14 protein-coding genes are annotated in these 15,269 nt (G+C 37.6%); 11 read left to right on the top strand and 3 right to left on the bottom strand.

Annotation, left to right across the window (positions count from 1 at the left end; translation table 11 throughout):
- Positions 1-93: 93 nt before the first annotated feature.
- The gene (locus tag PHEP_RS21990; RefSeq protein WP_143715726.1) at positions 94-660 is read left to right on the top strand and encodes a 4'-phosphopantetheinyl transferase family protein; all 567 of its coding nucleotides are present in this window, start codon (positions 94-96) and stop codon (positions 658-660) included.
- Here the strand turns inward: PHEP_RS21990 and PHEP_RS10075 are convergent.
- Both PHEP_RS10075 and PHEP_RS10070 read right to left on the bottom strand, forming a co-directional pair.
- Positions 651-1,832, bottom strand: a complete 1,182-nt coding sequence (locus tag PHEP_RS10075) for a glycosyltransferase family 2 protein (RefSeq protein ID WP_015807849.1) — start codon at positions 1,830-1,832, stop codon at positions 651-653. The genes PHEP_RS21990 and PHEP_RS10075 overlap by 10 nt on opposite strands.
- 3 nt (positions 1,833-1,835) lie before the next feature.
- The gene (locus PHEP_RS10070; protein ID WP_015807848.1) at positions 1,836-2,747 is read right to left on the bottom strand and encodes a glycosyltransferase family 2 protein; all 912 of its coding nucleotides are present in this window, start codon (positions 2,745-2,747) and stop codon (positions 1,836-1,838) included.
- 231 nt (positions 2,748-2,978) lie between these two features.
- Between PHEP_RS10070 and PHEP_RS10065 the strand changes: the two genes are divergently transcribed.
- The 4 genes from PHEP_RS10065 to PHEP_RS10050 are packed head-to-tail and all read left to right on the top strand — an operon-like array spanning position 2,979 to position 6,845.
- On the top strand, positions 2,979-3,716 hold the full coding sequence (locus PHEP_RS10065) for a methyltransferase domain-containing protein (RefSeq protein WP_162141648.1): 738 nt from the start codon (positions 2,979-2,981) through the stop codon (positions 3,714-3,716).
- Positions 3,716-4,672 carry a polysaccharide deacetylase family protein gene (locus PHEP_RS10060; RefSeq protein ID WP_015807846.1) on the top strand — a complete coding sequence of 319 codons (957 nt, stop codon included), beginning with the start codon at positions 3,716-3,718 and terminating at the stop codon, positions 4,670-4,672. Before PHEP_RS10065 ends, PHEP_RS10060 begins: the two co-directional genes overlap by 1 nt.
- Positions 4,673-4,705: 33 nt before the next feature.
- Positions 4,706-5,572 (top strand): ABC transporter permease, encoded by an 867-nt coding sequence (locus tag PHEP_RS10055; RefSeq protein WP_015807845.1) that lies wholly within the window; start codon positions 4,706-4,708, stop codon positions 5,570-5,572.
- 10 nt (positions 5,573-5,582) lie between these two features.
- Complete coding sequence (locus tag PHEP_RS10050) at positions 5,583-6,845, top strand: ABC transporter ATP-binding protein (protein ID WP_015807844.1); 1,263 nt, start codon at positions 5,583-5,585, stop codon at positions 6,843-6,845.
- A gap of 22 nt (positions 6,846-6,867) precedes the next feature.
- Here PHEP_RS10050 and PHEP_RS10045 read toward each other — a convergent pair whose 3' ends face one another.
- Positions 6,868-7,773, bottom strand: a complete 906-nt coding sequence (locus PHEP_RS10045; protein WP_015807843.1) for a glycosyltransferase family 2 protein — start codon at positions 7,771-7,773, stop codon at positions 6,868-6,870.
- A gap of 174 nt (positions 7,774-7,947) precedes the next feature.
- Here PHEP_RS10045 and PHEP_RS10040 point away from each other — a divergent pair, with 174 nt between their 5' ends.
- From PHEP_RS10040 to PHEP_RS10015, 6 genes are all read left to right on the top strand, one after another.
- Positions 7,948-8,949: a glycosyltransferase family 2 protein gene (locus tag PHEP_RS10040; protein ID WP_015807842.1), complete on the top strand. Its 1,002-nt coding sequence runs from the start codon at positions 7,948-7,950 to the stop codon at positions 8,947-8,949.
- A gap of 100 nt (positions 8,950-9,049) precedes the next feature.
- Positions 9,050-10,141, top strand: a complete 1,092-nt coding sequence (locus PHEP_RS22485; RefSeq protein WP_015807841.1) for an acyltransferase family protein — start codon at positions 9,050-9,052, stop codon at positions 10,139-10,141.
- A gap of 90 nt (positions 10,142-10,231) precedes the next feature.
- Positions 10,232-12,049, top strand: coding sequence for an ABC transporter ATP-binding protein (locus PHEP_RS10030; protein WP_015807840.1), 1,818 nt, complete (start codon positions 10,232-10,234; stop codon positions 12,047-12,049).
- Positions 12,046-13,212, top strand: coding sequence for a glycosyltransferase family 4 protein (locus PHEP_RS10025; RefSeq protein WP_015807839.1), 1,167 nt, complete (start codon positions 12,046-12,048; stop codon positions 13,210-13,212). Before PHEP_RS10030 ends, PHEP_RS10025 begins: the two co-directional genes overlap by 4 nt.
- 6 nt (positions 13,213-13,218) lie before the next feature.
- A complete protein-coding gene (locus PHEP_RS10020; protein ID WP_015807838.1) occupies positions 13,219-14,268 on the top strand; it encodes a prenyltransferase/squalene oxidase repeat-containing protein in 1,050 nt (349 codons plus the stop codon).
- Positions 14,255-15,265 (top strand): UbiA family prenyltransferase, encoded by a 1,011-nt coding sequence (locus PHEP_RS10015; protein WP_015807837.1) that lies wholly within the window; start codon positions 14,255-14,257, stop codon positions 15,263-15,265. Before PHEP_RS10020 ends, PHEP_RS10015 begins: the two co-directional genes overlap by 14 nt.
- Positions 15,266-15,269 lie beyond the last annotated feature (4 nt).

Below are 15,269 nucleotides of genomic sequence, written 5' to 3'. Positions count from 1 at the left end.
AGTTACCATGGTCATGCCCTATTTTTGGAGAGGGAGAGCCATATTTTTAAAATAGATGCTGAATTGTACTTTGACAAAATTAATCGGGATTTCTTGCTGACTTTAGATGAACAGCAAAAGGCTTTAAGGTTCAGACTTGCAGCTGATAAAAAAAACTATGTGGTTGGCAAACACCTCTCAAAGCTAATAGTAGCAGATTTTCTACGTATTAAACCTGAAGAATTGAAATTTCATAAAGCAGCTAACGGTAAACCAATGGTACATGGTATAAATTTTAACATTGCACATACTTCCAAATACGTTTTTATCGCTGTTAGCAGTGCCGATATTGGAATAGATGTTGAATATGTAAATACCGTTTTTAAGTATACTGACGTTTTGAACAATTGTTTTAATAAAGAGGAAATTGAATTCGTAACTGAAAGTGATAATCCCTTACAACATTTTTATTTGCTCTGGACCAGGAAAGAAGCATTGATTAAAGCTACAGGAGAAGGCATAAATAATACATTTGAACACATTCCCTCTTTAATAAATAAAGTCCACAGGAACAATACTGATTTTAACATTGTAAGCTTCAATGACGACAACCGGATAGTGGTCAGTCTGGCCTTTTCCGCAGAAACAGATCGGTTTAATTATTGGGAATATCAGGTTTGAGCTGTTTTTCTTTCAGATTTTTCCCATGCCGCGCTTTGTTGTCTTTTAAAATATCTGATGGCTCCAGCAATTACTGCATAATTCATTACACAAAAATAATATGGGATGAAGAAACTTTTGATTCTAATGTTCCTTCTTTCAAAGATCATCCCCGTCAGGCCCAGGACGTAAAACACAACCTGGGCACCAAAGATAACCAGATAAATCCCTCTGTCACCATTTAACACAATTAAACCATTCAACAGAAAAGTGACTACAAGCAAAATTGGGGTAACCGTCCATCTTAAAACCCTGTGACTGATATATTGAAATGTGAGCACAGGATAATAAAGCGGATTTGCTGCTTTCTTTAGTCTTAAGATGGACTGAATGCCTCCCGCTGCTATTCTTATTTTTCTTTTTAATTCTTCTTTGGTATTTGCCGAGGCTGTTTCCATGGCATAAGCATTGGGTTCGTAGGCAATAACATAACCTTTTTCAGCAATTCGCATGGCAATCATATGGTCGTCAATAATGGTATCCGATTCAACAGGCTGATACAATGCTGTTCTGATGCTAAATAATTCTCCGGCAGCTCCTACATTAGAATATAGCTCATAGTCCCACTTTTTAAGTGCTGATTCGTATTTCCAGTAAAAGCCTTCTCCTGCCGAACTGGCATCGGCTTTATCTTCCACCAAAATTCTTTTTTCGCCAGCCACTGCACCAACTTTATTGTTCTGATAGTGTTTTACCAACTCAAGGATGGCATCTTTATTTAAAAAGGTATTTGCATCTGTAAATACAGTGATGTCTCCATTGATAAAAGGTATGGCCCGTTTAATGGCTGCCATTTTTCCAGCGCGTGTATCTTCATGCAACAAAGTAATGCCCTCCCTATTTCTTAACCGTTCAACCGTGCGGTCACTGGAACCGTCCGTAATAAAGACAATCTGTAATCTGTCTTTTGGATAATTCAGTTCCAATGTATTATTTACCTTGTCGGCAATAATGTCCTCCTCATTATAGGCGGCTATTAACAAGGTAACATTAGGAAGATCATCTGGTACAGGTATAAAAACCTGTGGTTTTGTGAATATTCTTTTAATTTTAACCAGAAAGAACAAAACAAGACCATATCCAATAAAAGTGTAAATGATAATGAAGAGGCAAATCCAGAAAGCTATAATCATATTTTATATTTTAAAGCCAAGTTTATGGCTATTTTTTGAATTGGTAAAATTCCAAAGTATTCCTTTAAAAACCCAGGGTATTAAATCTGTCCGGCCATTTAAAAGGTAAACAACAATCTGCTTGGTAGAGGCAAACAGCAGGTAATAGATGCTAAACAATACTGTATTAAGCAAGCCCGTATTTCTTCTGATAAAAAGCATCCGGTTACGCGTCATAAAATAGGTTTTGATGCTACTCTCTTTTCCAACACTGATCGATTCTTTGTGATAAACTTTAGCTTTTCCGGTAAACCAGATCTTTCTCCCCGCCTTTTTAAAGTGTTCACACCAATCCAATTCTTCATAGTACAAAAAGAAATGCTCCGCCATCAGGCCAACGGTTTCCAGATCTGATTTACGGCACATCATAGCAGCACCATGGCAAAACCCTGTTTCCCTGCTATCATCATCATATTGCCCGCTGTCGATCTCCATATTGCCTATACCCTTGTTTCTACAGGTTAAATAATTCATTGCTGTAAAACCAGCATATTGTATAGTTTCCGGCTGGTCGAAATATAAAAGCAAAGGTGACAGGATCCCTATTTCGGGATGGCTGTCAAACTCAGCAATCATTGTTTCAATCAGGTTTCCTGTAATCTCTGTATCGTTATTCAACAGCAGCAGAAAATCGCCTGTAGCCACTTTAATTCCCAGGTTGTTGCCACCGGCGAAACCAAGGTTTACAGCCGATCTGATGTAAACCAGCTCGGGGTAAACTGCTTTATAAGCCTCTTCATGGTCCTCCCTGCTCCCATTATCAACCAAAATGACCTCTACTTTTTCAGCAGATGTGTTAACTTTTACAGATTTAAGAAAATCAATAGTTACCTGGGGCTGGTTAAAATTTACAGTGACAATAGAAGTTGTTTTCATTTTCTGTAAATGTAAATATATGTTTTTTAAATTTCGTTAAAATCCTTCAAGACAAATACTTTTATAACAGCATACAAATCAAGTTGCAATACGTCAAATTAATTTTCTTAAATTTTAACAACTCATGTTATAATTATTTAGCTTAGAGCCATAGTTTTGTAAACACCTTAAACAAGATCTTATTTTATATATTGGATAATTTTGACCTGACTTATTACGATGATTAATAGTTTGAAATCTACAATTAAGAAGAACCTGCCTGTTTTTGTAAAACGTTTTATAAATCGTATTGGCTTATATCAGGGATTTGTACCTCCACAGGGCAAAATCAGTTGGGGAGATTTTAATTCTGTAATGCCATTTAGTAATGATTTTGGTTTTGATCGTGGCGGTGCTGTAGATCGTTATTATATTGAAAAATTTTTGGATGAACAATCCGTTCACATCAAGGGTAATGTTCTGGAGATTGCAGACAATGCCTATACATTAAAATATGGTGGTAGCAACGTTACCAAAAGTGATGTATTACATTTAAATGCCGGCACACCTGGTGCTACCTATATTGGGGATTTGAGTAAAGGGGAGCATTTACCTTCGGAACATTTTGATTGTATTATACTTACACAAACACTACATCTCATTTATGATTATACTTCCGCACTAAAACATTGTTACCGGATTCTCAAAAAAGATGGCATATTGTTAATAACAACTCCGGGAATAAGTCAAATCGATCGGGGAGAATGGGGTCAATACTGGCTATGGTCATTTAATGAGCACTCTATGAAGCGTATTTTGACGGAGCTATTCCCTGCAAACAGTTTTCAGATACAAACTTATGGTAACGTATATGCAGCTACAACTTTTTTATATGGAGCTGGACTGTCTGAAGTGGATCAATCAAAGCTTGATGTAAGGGATACAGCATATAGTGTCATTGTTGGCGTTCAATTAAAAAAACAGGCTTAATGTTAGGTTCATTGCTATACAGAGTGAAAAATAAATTTGCTCGCCGTGGTGTAGTATTGATGTATCACCGGATAGCAAAACCCCTATCAGACCCTTGGGACCTCGCGGTTAATCCTAAACATTTCGAAGAACATTTAAAAGTGTTAAAAGCCTACAATGTAATTTCTGTAGATGAATTGGCAGATATTCTAACTCGAAAAAGCAAAATGCCAGCCAAAACTGTAGCTGTTACTTTTGATGATGGTTATCACGACAATTATTTAGCAGCTAAATCTTTGCTTGAAAAATATGATATTCCGGCAAGTTTTTTTATACCTACAGACGCTATTGGAAAACAAACGGAATTCTGGTGGGATGCCCTAGAACGTATTTGTTTGCAATCACCTCACCTACCCGATAAATTAATACTCGGGCAGCAAGATGAGATTTGGAATATTGGCAAGGCTGACAATGGCAATACGCTAAACCCGCTTGATCTGTATCTCAAACTTTGTGATATGGTTAGAAAAATGCCTTCAACACAACACCAGGCCTTTATTGAAAGTCTTGAAGTCTGGGCAAACAATGCCAATAAAAGGCCGGAATATTTTACAATGGATCAAAAAGAATTGTTAGACCTGCAATCAAGCCCGCTTTTTACTATTGGCGCACATACGATGACACATCCATACTTGCCCTATTTTTCTTATGAATATCAAAAAAATGAAATACAAGGTGGCATTAATTTTTTAAAAGAATTGACAGGCAACTCCATTAATTATCTAGCTTATCCACATGGCGGTCACAATCAGGACACTTTAGCGATTTTACCAGATTCCGGTATAGAGCTGGCATTCACCACGCATGCTCAGCATTTCACAACAGATACCAATAAATATGCTATCCCTCGCTTTCAGATTAAAAACTGGGATGCGGCTACATTTGCCTTTCACCTTAACAATTGGATAAAAAGTTAACATTTAGCATATAAATAAATATTTATCTTTAAAATGAATAATAACAAAAACGAAGATACAACTGCAGATTGGCAATGGGAAATAAATGGTACTCCAGCCTGGTTTAAGTTAGGCCTGCGCGACCTTTATGCCTATAGAGGATTAATTATGCGTTTTGTGCGCCGTGATTTAATTGCCAGTTACCAGCAAACCATAATTGGCCCCATATGGATGTTTTTGCAGCCTCTCTTAACTACTTTAATTTATTTGATTGTGTTCGGCAGTTTTGCTAAGGTATCAACTGATGGTGTTCCTAAAATACTATTCTATTTGTCTGGTACCATCATCTGGACTTTCTTTTTCGATAACATCTCTGGCACTATGTATACGTTCATCACCAATGCAGAAATTTTTAGTAAAGTATACTTCCCCAGGTTAATTATGCCAGTAAGCAACATTATCACTCAATCAGTAAGACTATCCATACAATTTTTATTGTTTATCATTATATTTTTGTATTACCACATCGTGTATCATCAGTTTCAGCTCACAACATCATTGCTTCTTATTCCATTTCTAATTGTATTAACCGCTGCGTTTGCATTAGGTACTGGTCTATTGATTTCAGTTTTTACAGCACGATACAGAGATGTAGATACTTTTTTTCAATATATACTCCGCTTAGGTATGTTTGTTACCCCAGTGGTTTTTCCCAGTTCCATTGTGCCATTAAAATATCAGTTTCTATTTTGGTTAAACCCCTTAACTCCTATTATAGAAACATTCAGGGCCATGTTTTTCAATGTAGGAACAATACAATATCAGTATTTGTTGTTGGCTACTGTTAATACTACTATTTTATTAATACTGGGTCTGGTCTTATTTAAAAGACGCGAAACAGAGGTAATGGACATTATTTAAGCGATGAAGAATGAGTAACCTGATGCTAAAAGCAGAAAACATATCAAAATATTACCGACTGGGCGTAATAGGATCCGGATCATTTAAAGAAGATCTCCAAAACCTCTGGAAGAAAACATTTTCAATTGGCAATAATACAGCAACGAACGACCTCCATATCGACAAAGGAAAAGAACTATGGGCGCTTAAAGACATTAATTTTGAGATAATGAAGGGCGACGTGGTCGGCTTTGTTGGCAAAAACGGAGCTGGAAAATCAACCCTGTTGAAAGTACTGTCGCGCATTACGCTACCAACAACCGGCACCATTAAAGGCAAGGGCCGCATTGCAAGTTTATTGGAAGTTGGCACAGGCTTCCATTTAGAGTTGACAGGCCGCGAGAACATCTTTTTAAATGGGCAAATTTTGGGTATGCACAAAAAAGAGATCATAGCTAAATATGACGAAATTGTAGCTTTTTCCGGTATTGAGCGATTTCTGGATACTCCTGTAAAACGCTACTCCAGCGGGATGTACGTTCGGCTTGCATTTGCCATAGCTGCGCATTTGGATCCCGAAATCCTCATCGTTGATGAGGTATTAGCTGTGGGTGATGCTGAATTTCAGAAAAAATGCCTGGGTAAAATGAAACAGGTGTCGACAGAAGAAGGCAAAACTGTACTTTTTGTAAGCCATAATTCGCAAGCGCTAAAAAGCTTATGTACCAAAGCAATCTACCTTGAAAAAGGGCGGCTAATTGATATGGGAAATATGCAAGATGTAATAGGCAATTATTTAAAGCGTGAGCAAACATTATATCTAAGCAGGATATACGATGACCCTGACACTGCGCCAGGAAATGAAAGTGTCCGTATCAAACGTGTCGAAATGTTGCCACAATATCCCGATTCCAGCAATATCATAGACATCAGAACACCTCTGCTCATCGAATTCGAATTTTGGTATTTACCAGCGGAAGAAATGGATCTGGGTGTAAACATTATATTAAACACCGTAATGGGAGAATGTGTTTTTAATGTCGCCTCAACTTCAAAGCAATATACCAAGGGGGTAATTAAAGGGAAATGTACTATACCTGGCGACTTTCTGAATAATGGGTCCTATTCCATAGACCTGTCATTTGTTAAAAACACCAGCAGTCCATTGTTTGATTTTGAAGAATGCTTATCTTTTGAAGTGGAGGACTTTAGGGAGAATACGGCATGGTATGGCGACTGGGTTGGCTCGGTTAGGCCAAAGTTTAAAGTACAACTGCAACAAGACAACTTTTAAAATAAGACAAACACACATCACTCTATTTCCCAACCTTAAAAAAAGCTAAAACTGTTTTAAATATCAAATCAAAATATAATCGCTTATTGTGTTTTCTTAAAGTTTTAAGTGTTACCATATTTGCTTCCATAGTATCATTTAAAGCCATAATCATTTCATCCCGCATGAGGGTACAATACCACTTTCTCCAAAAAGTCTGACCCAGATTGAACCAATGTCTTTCCTCGGCATTTCTCAAACCGCTTTTTTGTGCATCTAATATTTGTAAGGCGGTGTTCAGCATCTTTACCGAGCCTTTGGAGACATTTGAATCATGAATAAAATAAACCGCAATCAATTCAGTATGGTGGGCTACGGGATGCCTGCGGGCAACTTTCAGATATAAATCATAATCTTCACAGACCTTCAATGTAGTATCGTACCTGAAAGAATCAAACACCCAGCGGCGAAACATCACCGTAGCGATCATTGCTATGAAGTTTTTTTGTAAAAGGTGGCAGTAATGATTAGACTCAACTTTGCTGGTCTCATCCCACATCTTCTGATCTTTGTTAAAAAAAAAACTGAACCCACCAGATACAAAGGCCAGCTGTGGTGATGCTTGTATAAAGTTCAGATTTATCATTAATGCATCTTTTAATAACCAATCATCAGCATCCAAAAAAACCAGGTATTCACCGGTACTTTCATCAATACCGGTATTCCGTGCCGCAGAAAGGCCCTGATTCATTTGGTATATATACTTAACCTCTTTATAATTTTGGGCTGTCTCTTTGGTATTATCGCCAGAACCATCGTCTACAACTATAATTTCAAAATGGGTATAGGTTTGTGCGAGCACACTTTCTATCGCTTTAGACAAATATCTACCGTGGTTATAACAAGGGATTATGACACTAACCAATGCCTCCTCTTTTAAATTGATCATAGTTTACCCCATTTCTAATTGTTACAATTAATTTAAAAGTTTTTATATTACGTATGGAACAAAATTAAAATAAACTTTTACTTTTATACGCAAGAAGTACTGCTACAGAAATATTACTGTTTCGGGATAAAAAACTATTGACGTGATAAATATTGATACCGATATAAATTAATTATGCTCGAGCGCACCCCGAAATCACCACCTAAGATTGAGCCTCTATCTTTAAATGTCTCCAGGCCAAAATGGTCAGTAATGATTCCTTCTTATAATTGCATCCATTATTTACGTAAAACTATAGAAAGCGTTTTATTACAAGCCCCTTCTGCAGAAGAAATGCAGATAGAAGTTATTGATGATTTCAGTACTGACGGGGATGTTGAGGCTCTGGTAAATGAAATTGGTAAAGGGCGAGTAGGTTTTTATAAACAAACGCGGAATGTAGGTAGCCTGCGTAATTTTGAAACCTGTATCAATAGATCCATCGGTACATTGGTTCATATTTTGCATGGGGATGATCTGGTTAAGCCTGGATTTTATGAAGAAATAGATGCTTTATTTAAGAGCTATCCTGAAATTGGGGCGGCATTTACCGGTTGTACAGATTTCGATGAAAACGATAAAGAAATTTGGGACAGTAAAATCATCCTTCCTGAACCTGGAATAATTGACAACTGGCTACTAAAAATAGCGCAAGGGCAGCTGCTGCAAACCCCTTGTATTGTAGTTAAACGTACCGTATACGAACATCTGGGTAGTTTTTTTGGTGTCCATTACGGAGAAGATTGGGAGATGTGGACACGAATTGCGGCTCACTATCCGGTTGCTTATTCTCCTAAGCCACTTGCATTTTACAGAGTTCACAATAATAATATCACCAGTAATTCTTTCCGAACAGGGCAAAATATAAAAGACATTTCTGCGGTGATCGACACCATTCAAAACTATCTTCCAATAAAGGAAAGAAAAAAACTGAAAAGAAAAGCAAGGGAAAAATATGCCTACTACATCACCATGATAGCCGATGGCCTTTACCACAATAATACAGATTCAAAACCGGCATTATTACAAACGGCTAAGGCCGTTCGGTTACATCCGAGCAAACATACCTTATATTATTTTTTAAAGATCTCTGTTAAAGTGTTGATCCGTTATAAAGCTAAACATCAAAGGAAATAAAATCGCAGCATTGCCCGCTGCGGTTCTAAACAATACAACAAAGAAAAATAGAATTAAAAAAGCAGAGGTAATTATGCCGTTATAAGCTTATATTTATCAAATGATGGTAAAGTCCCGTTCCAAGCCAGGCAGATCCGGGGCCTTGGATCTACTAAGGTTTTTGGCAGTTTTAGCTGTTTATTTCGCGCATTACACCGATACATTTAATTTGATATACCAGATTGTACCGGAAAATCATAAATACAACTTTATTTCACGTTATGGCAGTGTTGCCTTGCTGGTCTTTTTTATGGTTAGTGGGTATGTTGTAACCATGACTTCAGTAAAAAGAAATTTAAAAGATTTCGTCGTAAGCAGGCTCTCCAGATTGTACCCTTTGTTTTGGGTAAGCTGTTTGGCAGCTTTTATCTTGCCACGAATAATTGAAGCACACAGCTATTTATCATTTACCTCTGTGAAGGCATTATTATTAAATTTAACAATGGTGCCAATGATTTTTGGGTACCCATTAATGAACCCAGTTTTTCACACACTGGTTATCGAACTGTTTTTCTATATTTTTATAGCGTTGATCATTTACTTTAAGCTTTGGAATAAGCTATTGATTGTTATTGCTGGGCTGACCCTTTTTAGTCTGGCCAATCTTTTCCTACCCGCTTTTCCTGTCCATATCATAGTCACCCCATTTGTTGCTGGTATACTGTTTTACTTAATTTCGGTCCAATACAGCTCAGCCAGGAAATTGTATAGTCTGTTGTTCGCAAACTTTATTTGTGCATTGTTTGGAGCAAACCATTTGGCTATTCAATTACAGGCACTAAGTAAAGAACCTAATACAATAAATGTCTGGGTGATTACGCTTATGGTTATATTGATTTATCTTATTTTTTTGCTGATTTCCGTTAAGAAGCTCAATATAAAATCAAATGCATTTTTTACATTTCTGGGAGAAATTGCTTATCCATTTTATTTGTTTCACATTTATTTTTTATGTTTTTACTGGTATTTTAGCGATAAAATACAGGCTGACCTGCTCCTATTCGGCATTCTTTTATCGGCCATTCTTGTTTCCTGGTTCCTGAACAAATTTATAGAAAAGCCTTTTAATAAAGCATTTTCGTTGGTTTTATACACATTCATAGATTTTTTTAATAAAAAGAAAAAAAGCCAACCTACCGAAGCATCATTTTAATTTCAGTACCGGTTTCTATATGCCTTCTAAATTGTTATTTTTGTCTTATCTAAACCCAATTATTATGCTCCATTTCATTAATCTGTATCGATGATTAAATCATTTGCAACAAAAGCTCATAAACTAAGTACGAATCTAAATCTATTAAGAATAATAAGGTTAATATGGTCTGCAACTAAATTATGGACTACGATTTCCATAATTTTCATAATGGTGGAAAGCGCACTTTTCTTTGCCTCTCTTTATTTACTGAAGCTATTGATTGACACCCTTGCTAAAAAAGAGGCCAACCTGGTTCAATATGAAGACCGCGTCATTAATCTCATCATTTTCGCTACCCTTGCTGCCGTTCTTTGTGCCGCTGCAAAAGCCATACTAGGTTATATAACTGAAAAGCAATCGGGAAAAGTAGCTGAATACGTTGACAATAAAATCCATGAAAGCGCCATTAATCTTGATTTGTCCTTCTATGAAAGTCCTGAATACTTTGACATTTTAAAGCGCGCGCGGGATATGGGAGGCGACAGGCCTAATTTGATCGTCTTTACTATTGTTGACATCACTAAAAACTTTATCAACCTGATCATCATAGGCTCTATACTGGTTTCTATAGACTGGCGCCTCTTTCCAATCCTGACCTTATTTGTACTCCCAACTTTATGGGTTAGGATTATCTTTGCAGACAGCCAAAATGTGCTTCGGATAACCCAGACGGCGCTAGAAAGAAAAACAAACTATTTGAGTACATTATTAACCAGCGATGTTCACGCAAAAGAAGTCAGAAGCTTCGGTTTGGGCGAGTATTTAAGAAAAATGTATAGTGAAATCAGATTGTTATTATTGTCAGGAAAGCTCAAACTAAGTAAAGAACGTACATACCGGGAATTGGTAACCTCTGCAATTGCTACACTTGGTTTTTTCTCGTGTATTGCTTATATCGCTATTGGAAGTGTCCGGGGAAATACCAGCGTGGGGGATATTACTTTATTTTTAGTTGCTTTTCCACAATCTTTCAATGTTATACAGACCTTGTCCTCTGGTATATCTACCCTCTATCAGAATAATATCTTTGTCAAGAGCGTATTTGAGCTATTTGATTTAAAAAGCAATTTAGTGCAAGCACAGCATCCATTGCCAATACCAAATGATGCATCCATCGATCTCGAAATAAAAGATTTAAACTTCATCTACCCTCACGCAGAAAAGCCGACACTCACAGACATCAATATCAAAATGCCTTCCGGAAAAATTATAGCTGTTGTAGGAATGAATGGAGCAGGTAAATCTACCCTGATTAAGCTGTTATGTAGATTATATGATCCAACGTCAGGAACAATTAGTTTAAGTGGCACAGACATCAGGAAATATTCAATTAAAGAATATCAAAAACAAATTTGTGCGGTCTTTCAGGATTTTGGAAAATACAACGTAAGCGCTGCAGATAACATCAGGTTTGGAGATATTGATGGCAAAAGAGACAGAATAGAAATTATCGAAGCAGCAAAAAATTCAGGTGCAGATTCGTTTATCGATACATTTCCTGCCAGGTATGATACGATTATGGGTCGAATATTTGAAGATGGTCACGAAGTAAGCATAGGTCAATGGCAGAAACTGGCCATTGCCAGGTCATTTTATAGCAAGTCACGCTTTATTATCTTAGATGAAGCCACCAGTGCCTTAGATGCGACAGCAGAAAAGGAACTTTTTGATTCTTTCAGAGAACGTATCGGGACTCGTTCTGCGCTCATCATCAGTCACAGGCAATCTGCAGTAAAACATGCAGACTATATCTATTTCCTATCCAATGGAACTATATCAGAATCAGGAACCCACCAGGAATTAATCAACTTGAAAGGAGCCTATTATAATTTGTTCAATAAAGATTTAGCACAGAAACAACAATGAAGAGGATAGTTATAGCCAGTACCTGCGCAGAGGACTGGGGTGGCAGCGAAGAATTATGGGGAAGAAGTGTTCCGCTGTTACAAGAGTCTGGTTTTCATATTACAGTAATAAAATATTATATCAACAGGGCTCATCCGGAATTTATCAGACTTGCTGAAAGGGGCGTTAATCTGCTCGACATTTTCCCAAAAGGTACAATAGCAAAAAGAGTTTATAAAAAGAGCTTAAAATTAGTCAATCAGGTGGCGCTGAAACTGAAATTGACCTCAGATCAGGGTGAGGATTTTAGCGCTTTCATCAAGATCATGCAGGACACCAAACCAGCACTGGTGATCATCTCACAGGGAATAAATTTTGACGGCCTGAAACTTGCTTACCAATGTTCCCTCCTTAAAATACCCTATGTGGTCATTTCCCAAAAGGCCGTAGATTTTTACTGGCCCCACAAGGATGATCGTGCCTTTATGCTCAAAGCACTGGAAAAAGCGGAAAAATGTTTCTTTGTATCACACCATAACCTGCGGTTAACAGAAGAACAATTTGGTAAAAGACTACCCAACGGGCAGGTCATTTTTAATCCGGTAAAGCTATCAGGAAACATTGTACCATTTCCTAAATCTAAAGAACCATACAAATTAGCTTGTTTAGGCAGGCTTTTTTTGCTGGATAAAGGACAGGATCTATTGATCCGTATACTTTCCGAGCAAAAATGGAGAGATCGTCCTGTAAAAGTATCCTTTATTGGAAAAGGTACAGACGAGGCAGCTTTAAAAGATATGGCTAAACTGTTAAATGTCACCAACGTCGATTTTCTGGGACAGATTGAGGATATTGAAGCGATGTGGGAAGATTATCATGCCCTTGTTCTTCCTTCCAGAAGTGAAGGTTTACCTCTATCTATGGTCGAGGCCATGTCTGCTGGCAGGCCCGTAATCATATCCAATGCAGGCGGGAATGCAGAACTGGTAGAAGAAGGTGTTACCGCTTTTATCGGTCACGCCAATGAAGAATCATTCGGGGAGGCAATGGAACGTGCCTGGCATAAAAGAGAAGAATGGGAAGAGATCGGAAAAAACGGGGCTAAACATGTTGCAGAAAACGTCCCAAAATCACCTGAAACAGAGTTCGCAAAGCTAATTGTTGAGCTTCTTGCAAATAAATAAAATCAAATGGACACGCTTCAGCCAGAAACTATAACACAGGCAATACTCAACGGTGTTGATTATCTTCATCAGCATCAATTCCCTAATGGCGAGTTCTGCCTTTATCTTGGTCATGAGGATCATTTAAAGGATACAATACCTTATAGCAATGTGTTTTCTACCTCTCTCATTTGTTTTTCTTTATTAAATTTATCGCATTTACCAAAAGTAAAGGATATTCTGGAGCTTTCTGCAACCTTTCTGCAATTCCAGTCCATGAGAGCAGGCACCTGGAATAATTTCACTACCTGGGCACCATTGTTCAAAGTCTGTCCGGCTGATGTGGACAATACCGCATGTGCTTCAAAAGTTTTGCAGGCTTTAAAGAGAGATTATCCACATAATAAAGAAATTCTGCGCTGCAACCGTAATAAATCTGGCCTTTTTTATACCTGGTATACCCTGCGGCCAAATACCATCTGGAACAAAGATTATTGGCTGCTGATTTTAAGAGAATTTAAAAATCCGATACAGTCCTTCTTTTTTTGGAGTAAATTTGAGTGTAACCGTAACGATATAGATGCTGCGGTGAATGCAAATGTGCTTTTTTATCTCGGTTTAAATGAAAGTACACAACCCGTAATTAATTATATGTTGGATATAATCGAACAAAATAAAGAAGCAAACTGCGATCTTTGGTACCGTAACCCGTTTACCATTTACTACTTTTTTTCCAGAAATTACAAAAATGGAATATCAGCATTGGAACCAGCCAAACAACCAATGATCGATCGGATTTTAGCAACCGTGCAGGAAAACGGCTCTATGGGAAATAATGTCCTTAATACGGCATTGGGCATTATTACACTGATCAATTTAAATTACAGTGCTAACGTTTTAAAGAAAGCAGTAAATTACCTGCTGGATAACCAGCAATCTTATGGCAGTTGGGCACGTTGGGCTGTTTATTATGGCGGACCAAAAAAGCTAAGTTGTTTTGGTTCAGAAGAACTGACTACAGGTTTTTGTCTGGAGGCACTTGCCTCATACGCCTTATTATCCAATGAAAATATTTAAAGTTATAAGATCTGCGGAATGGTGGGCTCATAAACTCCCACCACTCCTGGCAATTGGCTATGCCACAGTATTGATGTCAGCTGTCCCCCTATACCGCGTATCATTATGGCTGGTTTTTTTGTTAGCCTCCCTGGTAGTAGGCGCCATCTATGTCAGCGTTATCAATGACATTACAGATCTTGAAGAAGATCTGGCCAGTGGAAAACCCAACAGGATCCAGCAAATTCCTGAAAAATTGAGATGGACAATTCCAGTAGCCTGCATATTCTTTGGAACTATATTCGGTTATTTTCTTTATCCTGATCTTTTATCCTGCCTGCTCTACCTCCTATCCTGGATCGTATTTAGCCTCTACTCTATCAGACCCGTCAGACTAAAGAATAGGGGCATATTGGGCGTTTTTGCAGACGGATGCGGATCTCACTTATTCCCCAGTTTATTAATGGTATCCAGTGTGAGTTATATTACACATCAGGAAATGAACTGGGTCTGGTTTGCAAGTGTTGGCGTCTGGGCATTCTGTTACGGCCTTAGAGGAATTCTCTGGCATCAGTTCGCAGACAGAGTGAACGACATTAAGGTAAATCTGAATACTTATGCGAGCAAAATTGAACCCCAGGATTTCAAAAAGCAATCCATGTTACTCATCACTTTAGAATTGATCGCTTTAAGTATATTATTAACTCAACTGGCACTTTTAGCCCCATATATAGCTTTATTGCTATACCTCGTACTTCTATATTTACGGTATACAGCGTATAAGAATCAGATAGTGTTAATAATTAAACCCAACAGTGGTCCTTTCCAGATACTGATGGCTGATTATTACCAAATGTTTTTTCCCATATCTCTTTTGGTATTTGCATCCATTACGGATAACCTCAACTTCATTGCATTGATCGTACATATGCTGTTATTTCCCTATTTGATATGGCTTGCCATTTATGATTATGCACGCATAATAGGTATTAAAATACTTCAACTGACCCGCAAATAACAAT

Source organism: Pedobacter heparinus DSM 2366, assembly GCF_000023825.1.
In the GTDB taxonomy this organism is placed as follows: domain Bacteria; phylum Bacteroidota; class Bacteroidia; order Sphingobacteriales; family Sphingobacteriaceae; genus Pedobacter; species Pedobacter heparinus.
Note: the sequence above shows the minus strand (reverse complement) of the source record. Positions and strands in the feature narration are given on the sequence as shown.

Bases quoted from the DNA above. Each gene is read 5' to 3' on its own strand.
- PHEP_RS10075 (WP_015807849.1), bottom strand. From the start codon at position 1,832: ATGATTATAGCTTTCTGGATTTGCCTCTTCATTATCATTTACACTTTT.
- PHEP_RS10070 (WP_015807848.1), bottom strand. From the start codon at position 2,747: ATGAAAACAACTTCTATTGTCACTGTAAATTTTAACCAGCCCCAGGTA.
- PHEP_RS10060 (WP_015807846.1), top strand. From the start codon at position 3,716: ATGTTAGGTTCATTGCTATACAGAGTGAAAAATAAATTTGCTCGCCGT.
- PHEP_RS10055 (WP_015807845.1), top strand. From the start codon at position 4,706: ATGAATAATAACAAAAACGAAGATACAACTGCAGATTGGCAATGGGAA.
- PHEP_RS10050 (WP_015807844.1), top strand. From the start codon at position 5,583: ATGAGTAACCTGATGCTAAAAGCAGAAAACATATCAAAATATTACCGA.
- PHEP_RS10045 (WP_015807843.1), bottom strand. From the start codon at position 7,773: ATGATCAATTTAAAAGAGGAGGCATTGGTTAGTGTCATAATCCCTTGT.
- PHEP_RS10040 (WP_015807842.1), top strand. From the start codon at position 7,948: ATGCTCGAGCGCACCCCGAAATCACCACCTAAGATTGAGCCTCTATCT.
- PHEP_RS22485 (WP_015807841.1), top strand. From the start codon at position 9,050: ATGATGGTAAAGTCCCGTTCCAAGCCAGGCAGATCCGGGGCCTTGGAT.
- PHEP_RS10030 (WP_015807840.1), top strand. From the start codon at position 10,232: ATGATTAAATCATTTGCAACAAAAGCTCATAAACTAAGTACGAATCTA.
- PHEP_RS10025 (WP_015807839.1), top strand. From the start codon at position 12,046: ATGAAGAGGATAGTTATAGCCAGTACCTGCGCAGAGGACTGGGGTGGC.
- PHEP_RS10020 (WP_015807838.1), top strand. From the start codon at position 13,219: ATGGACACGCTTCAGCCAGAAACTATAACACAGGCAATACTCAACGGT.
- PHEP_RS10015 (WP_015807837.1), top strand. From the start codon at position 14,255: ATGAAAATATTTAAAGTTATAAGATCTGCGGAATGGTGGGCTCATAAA.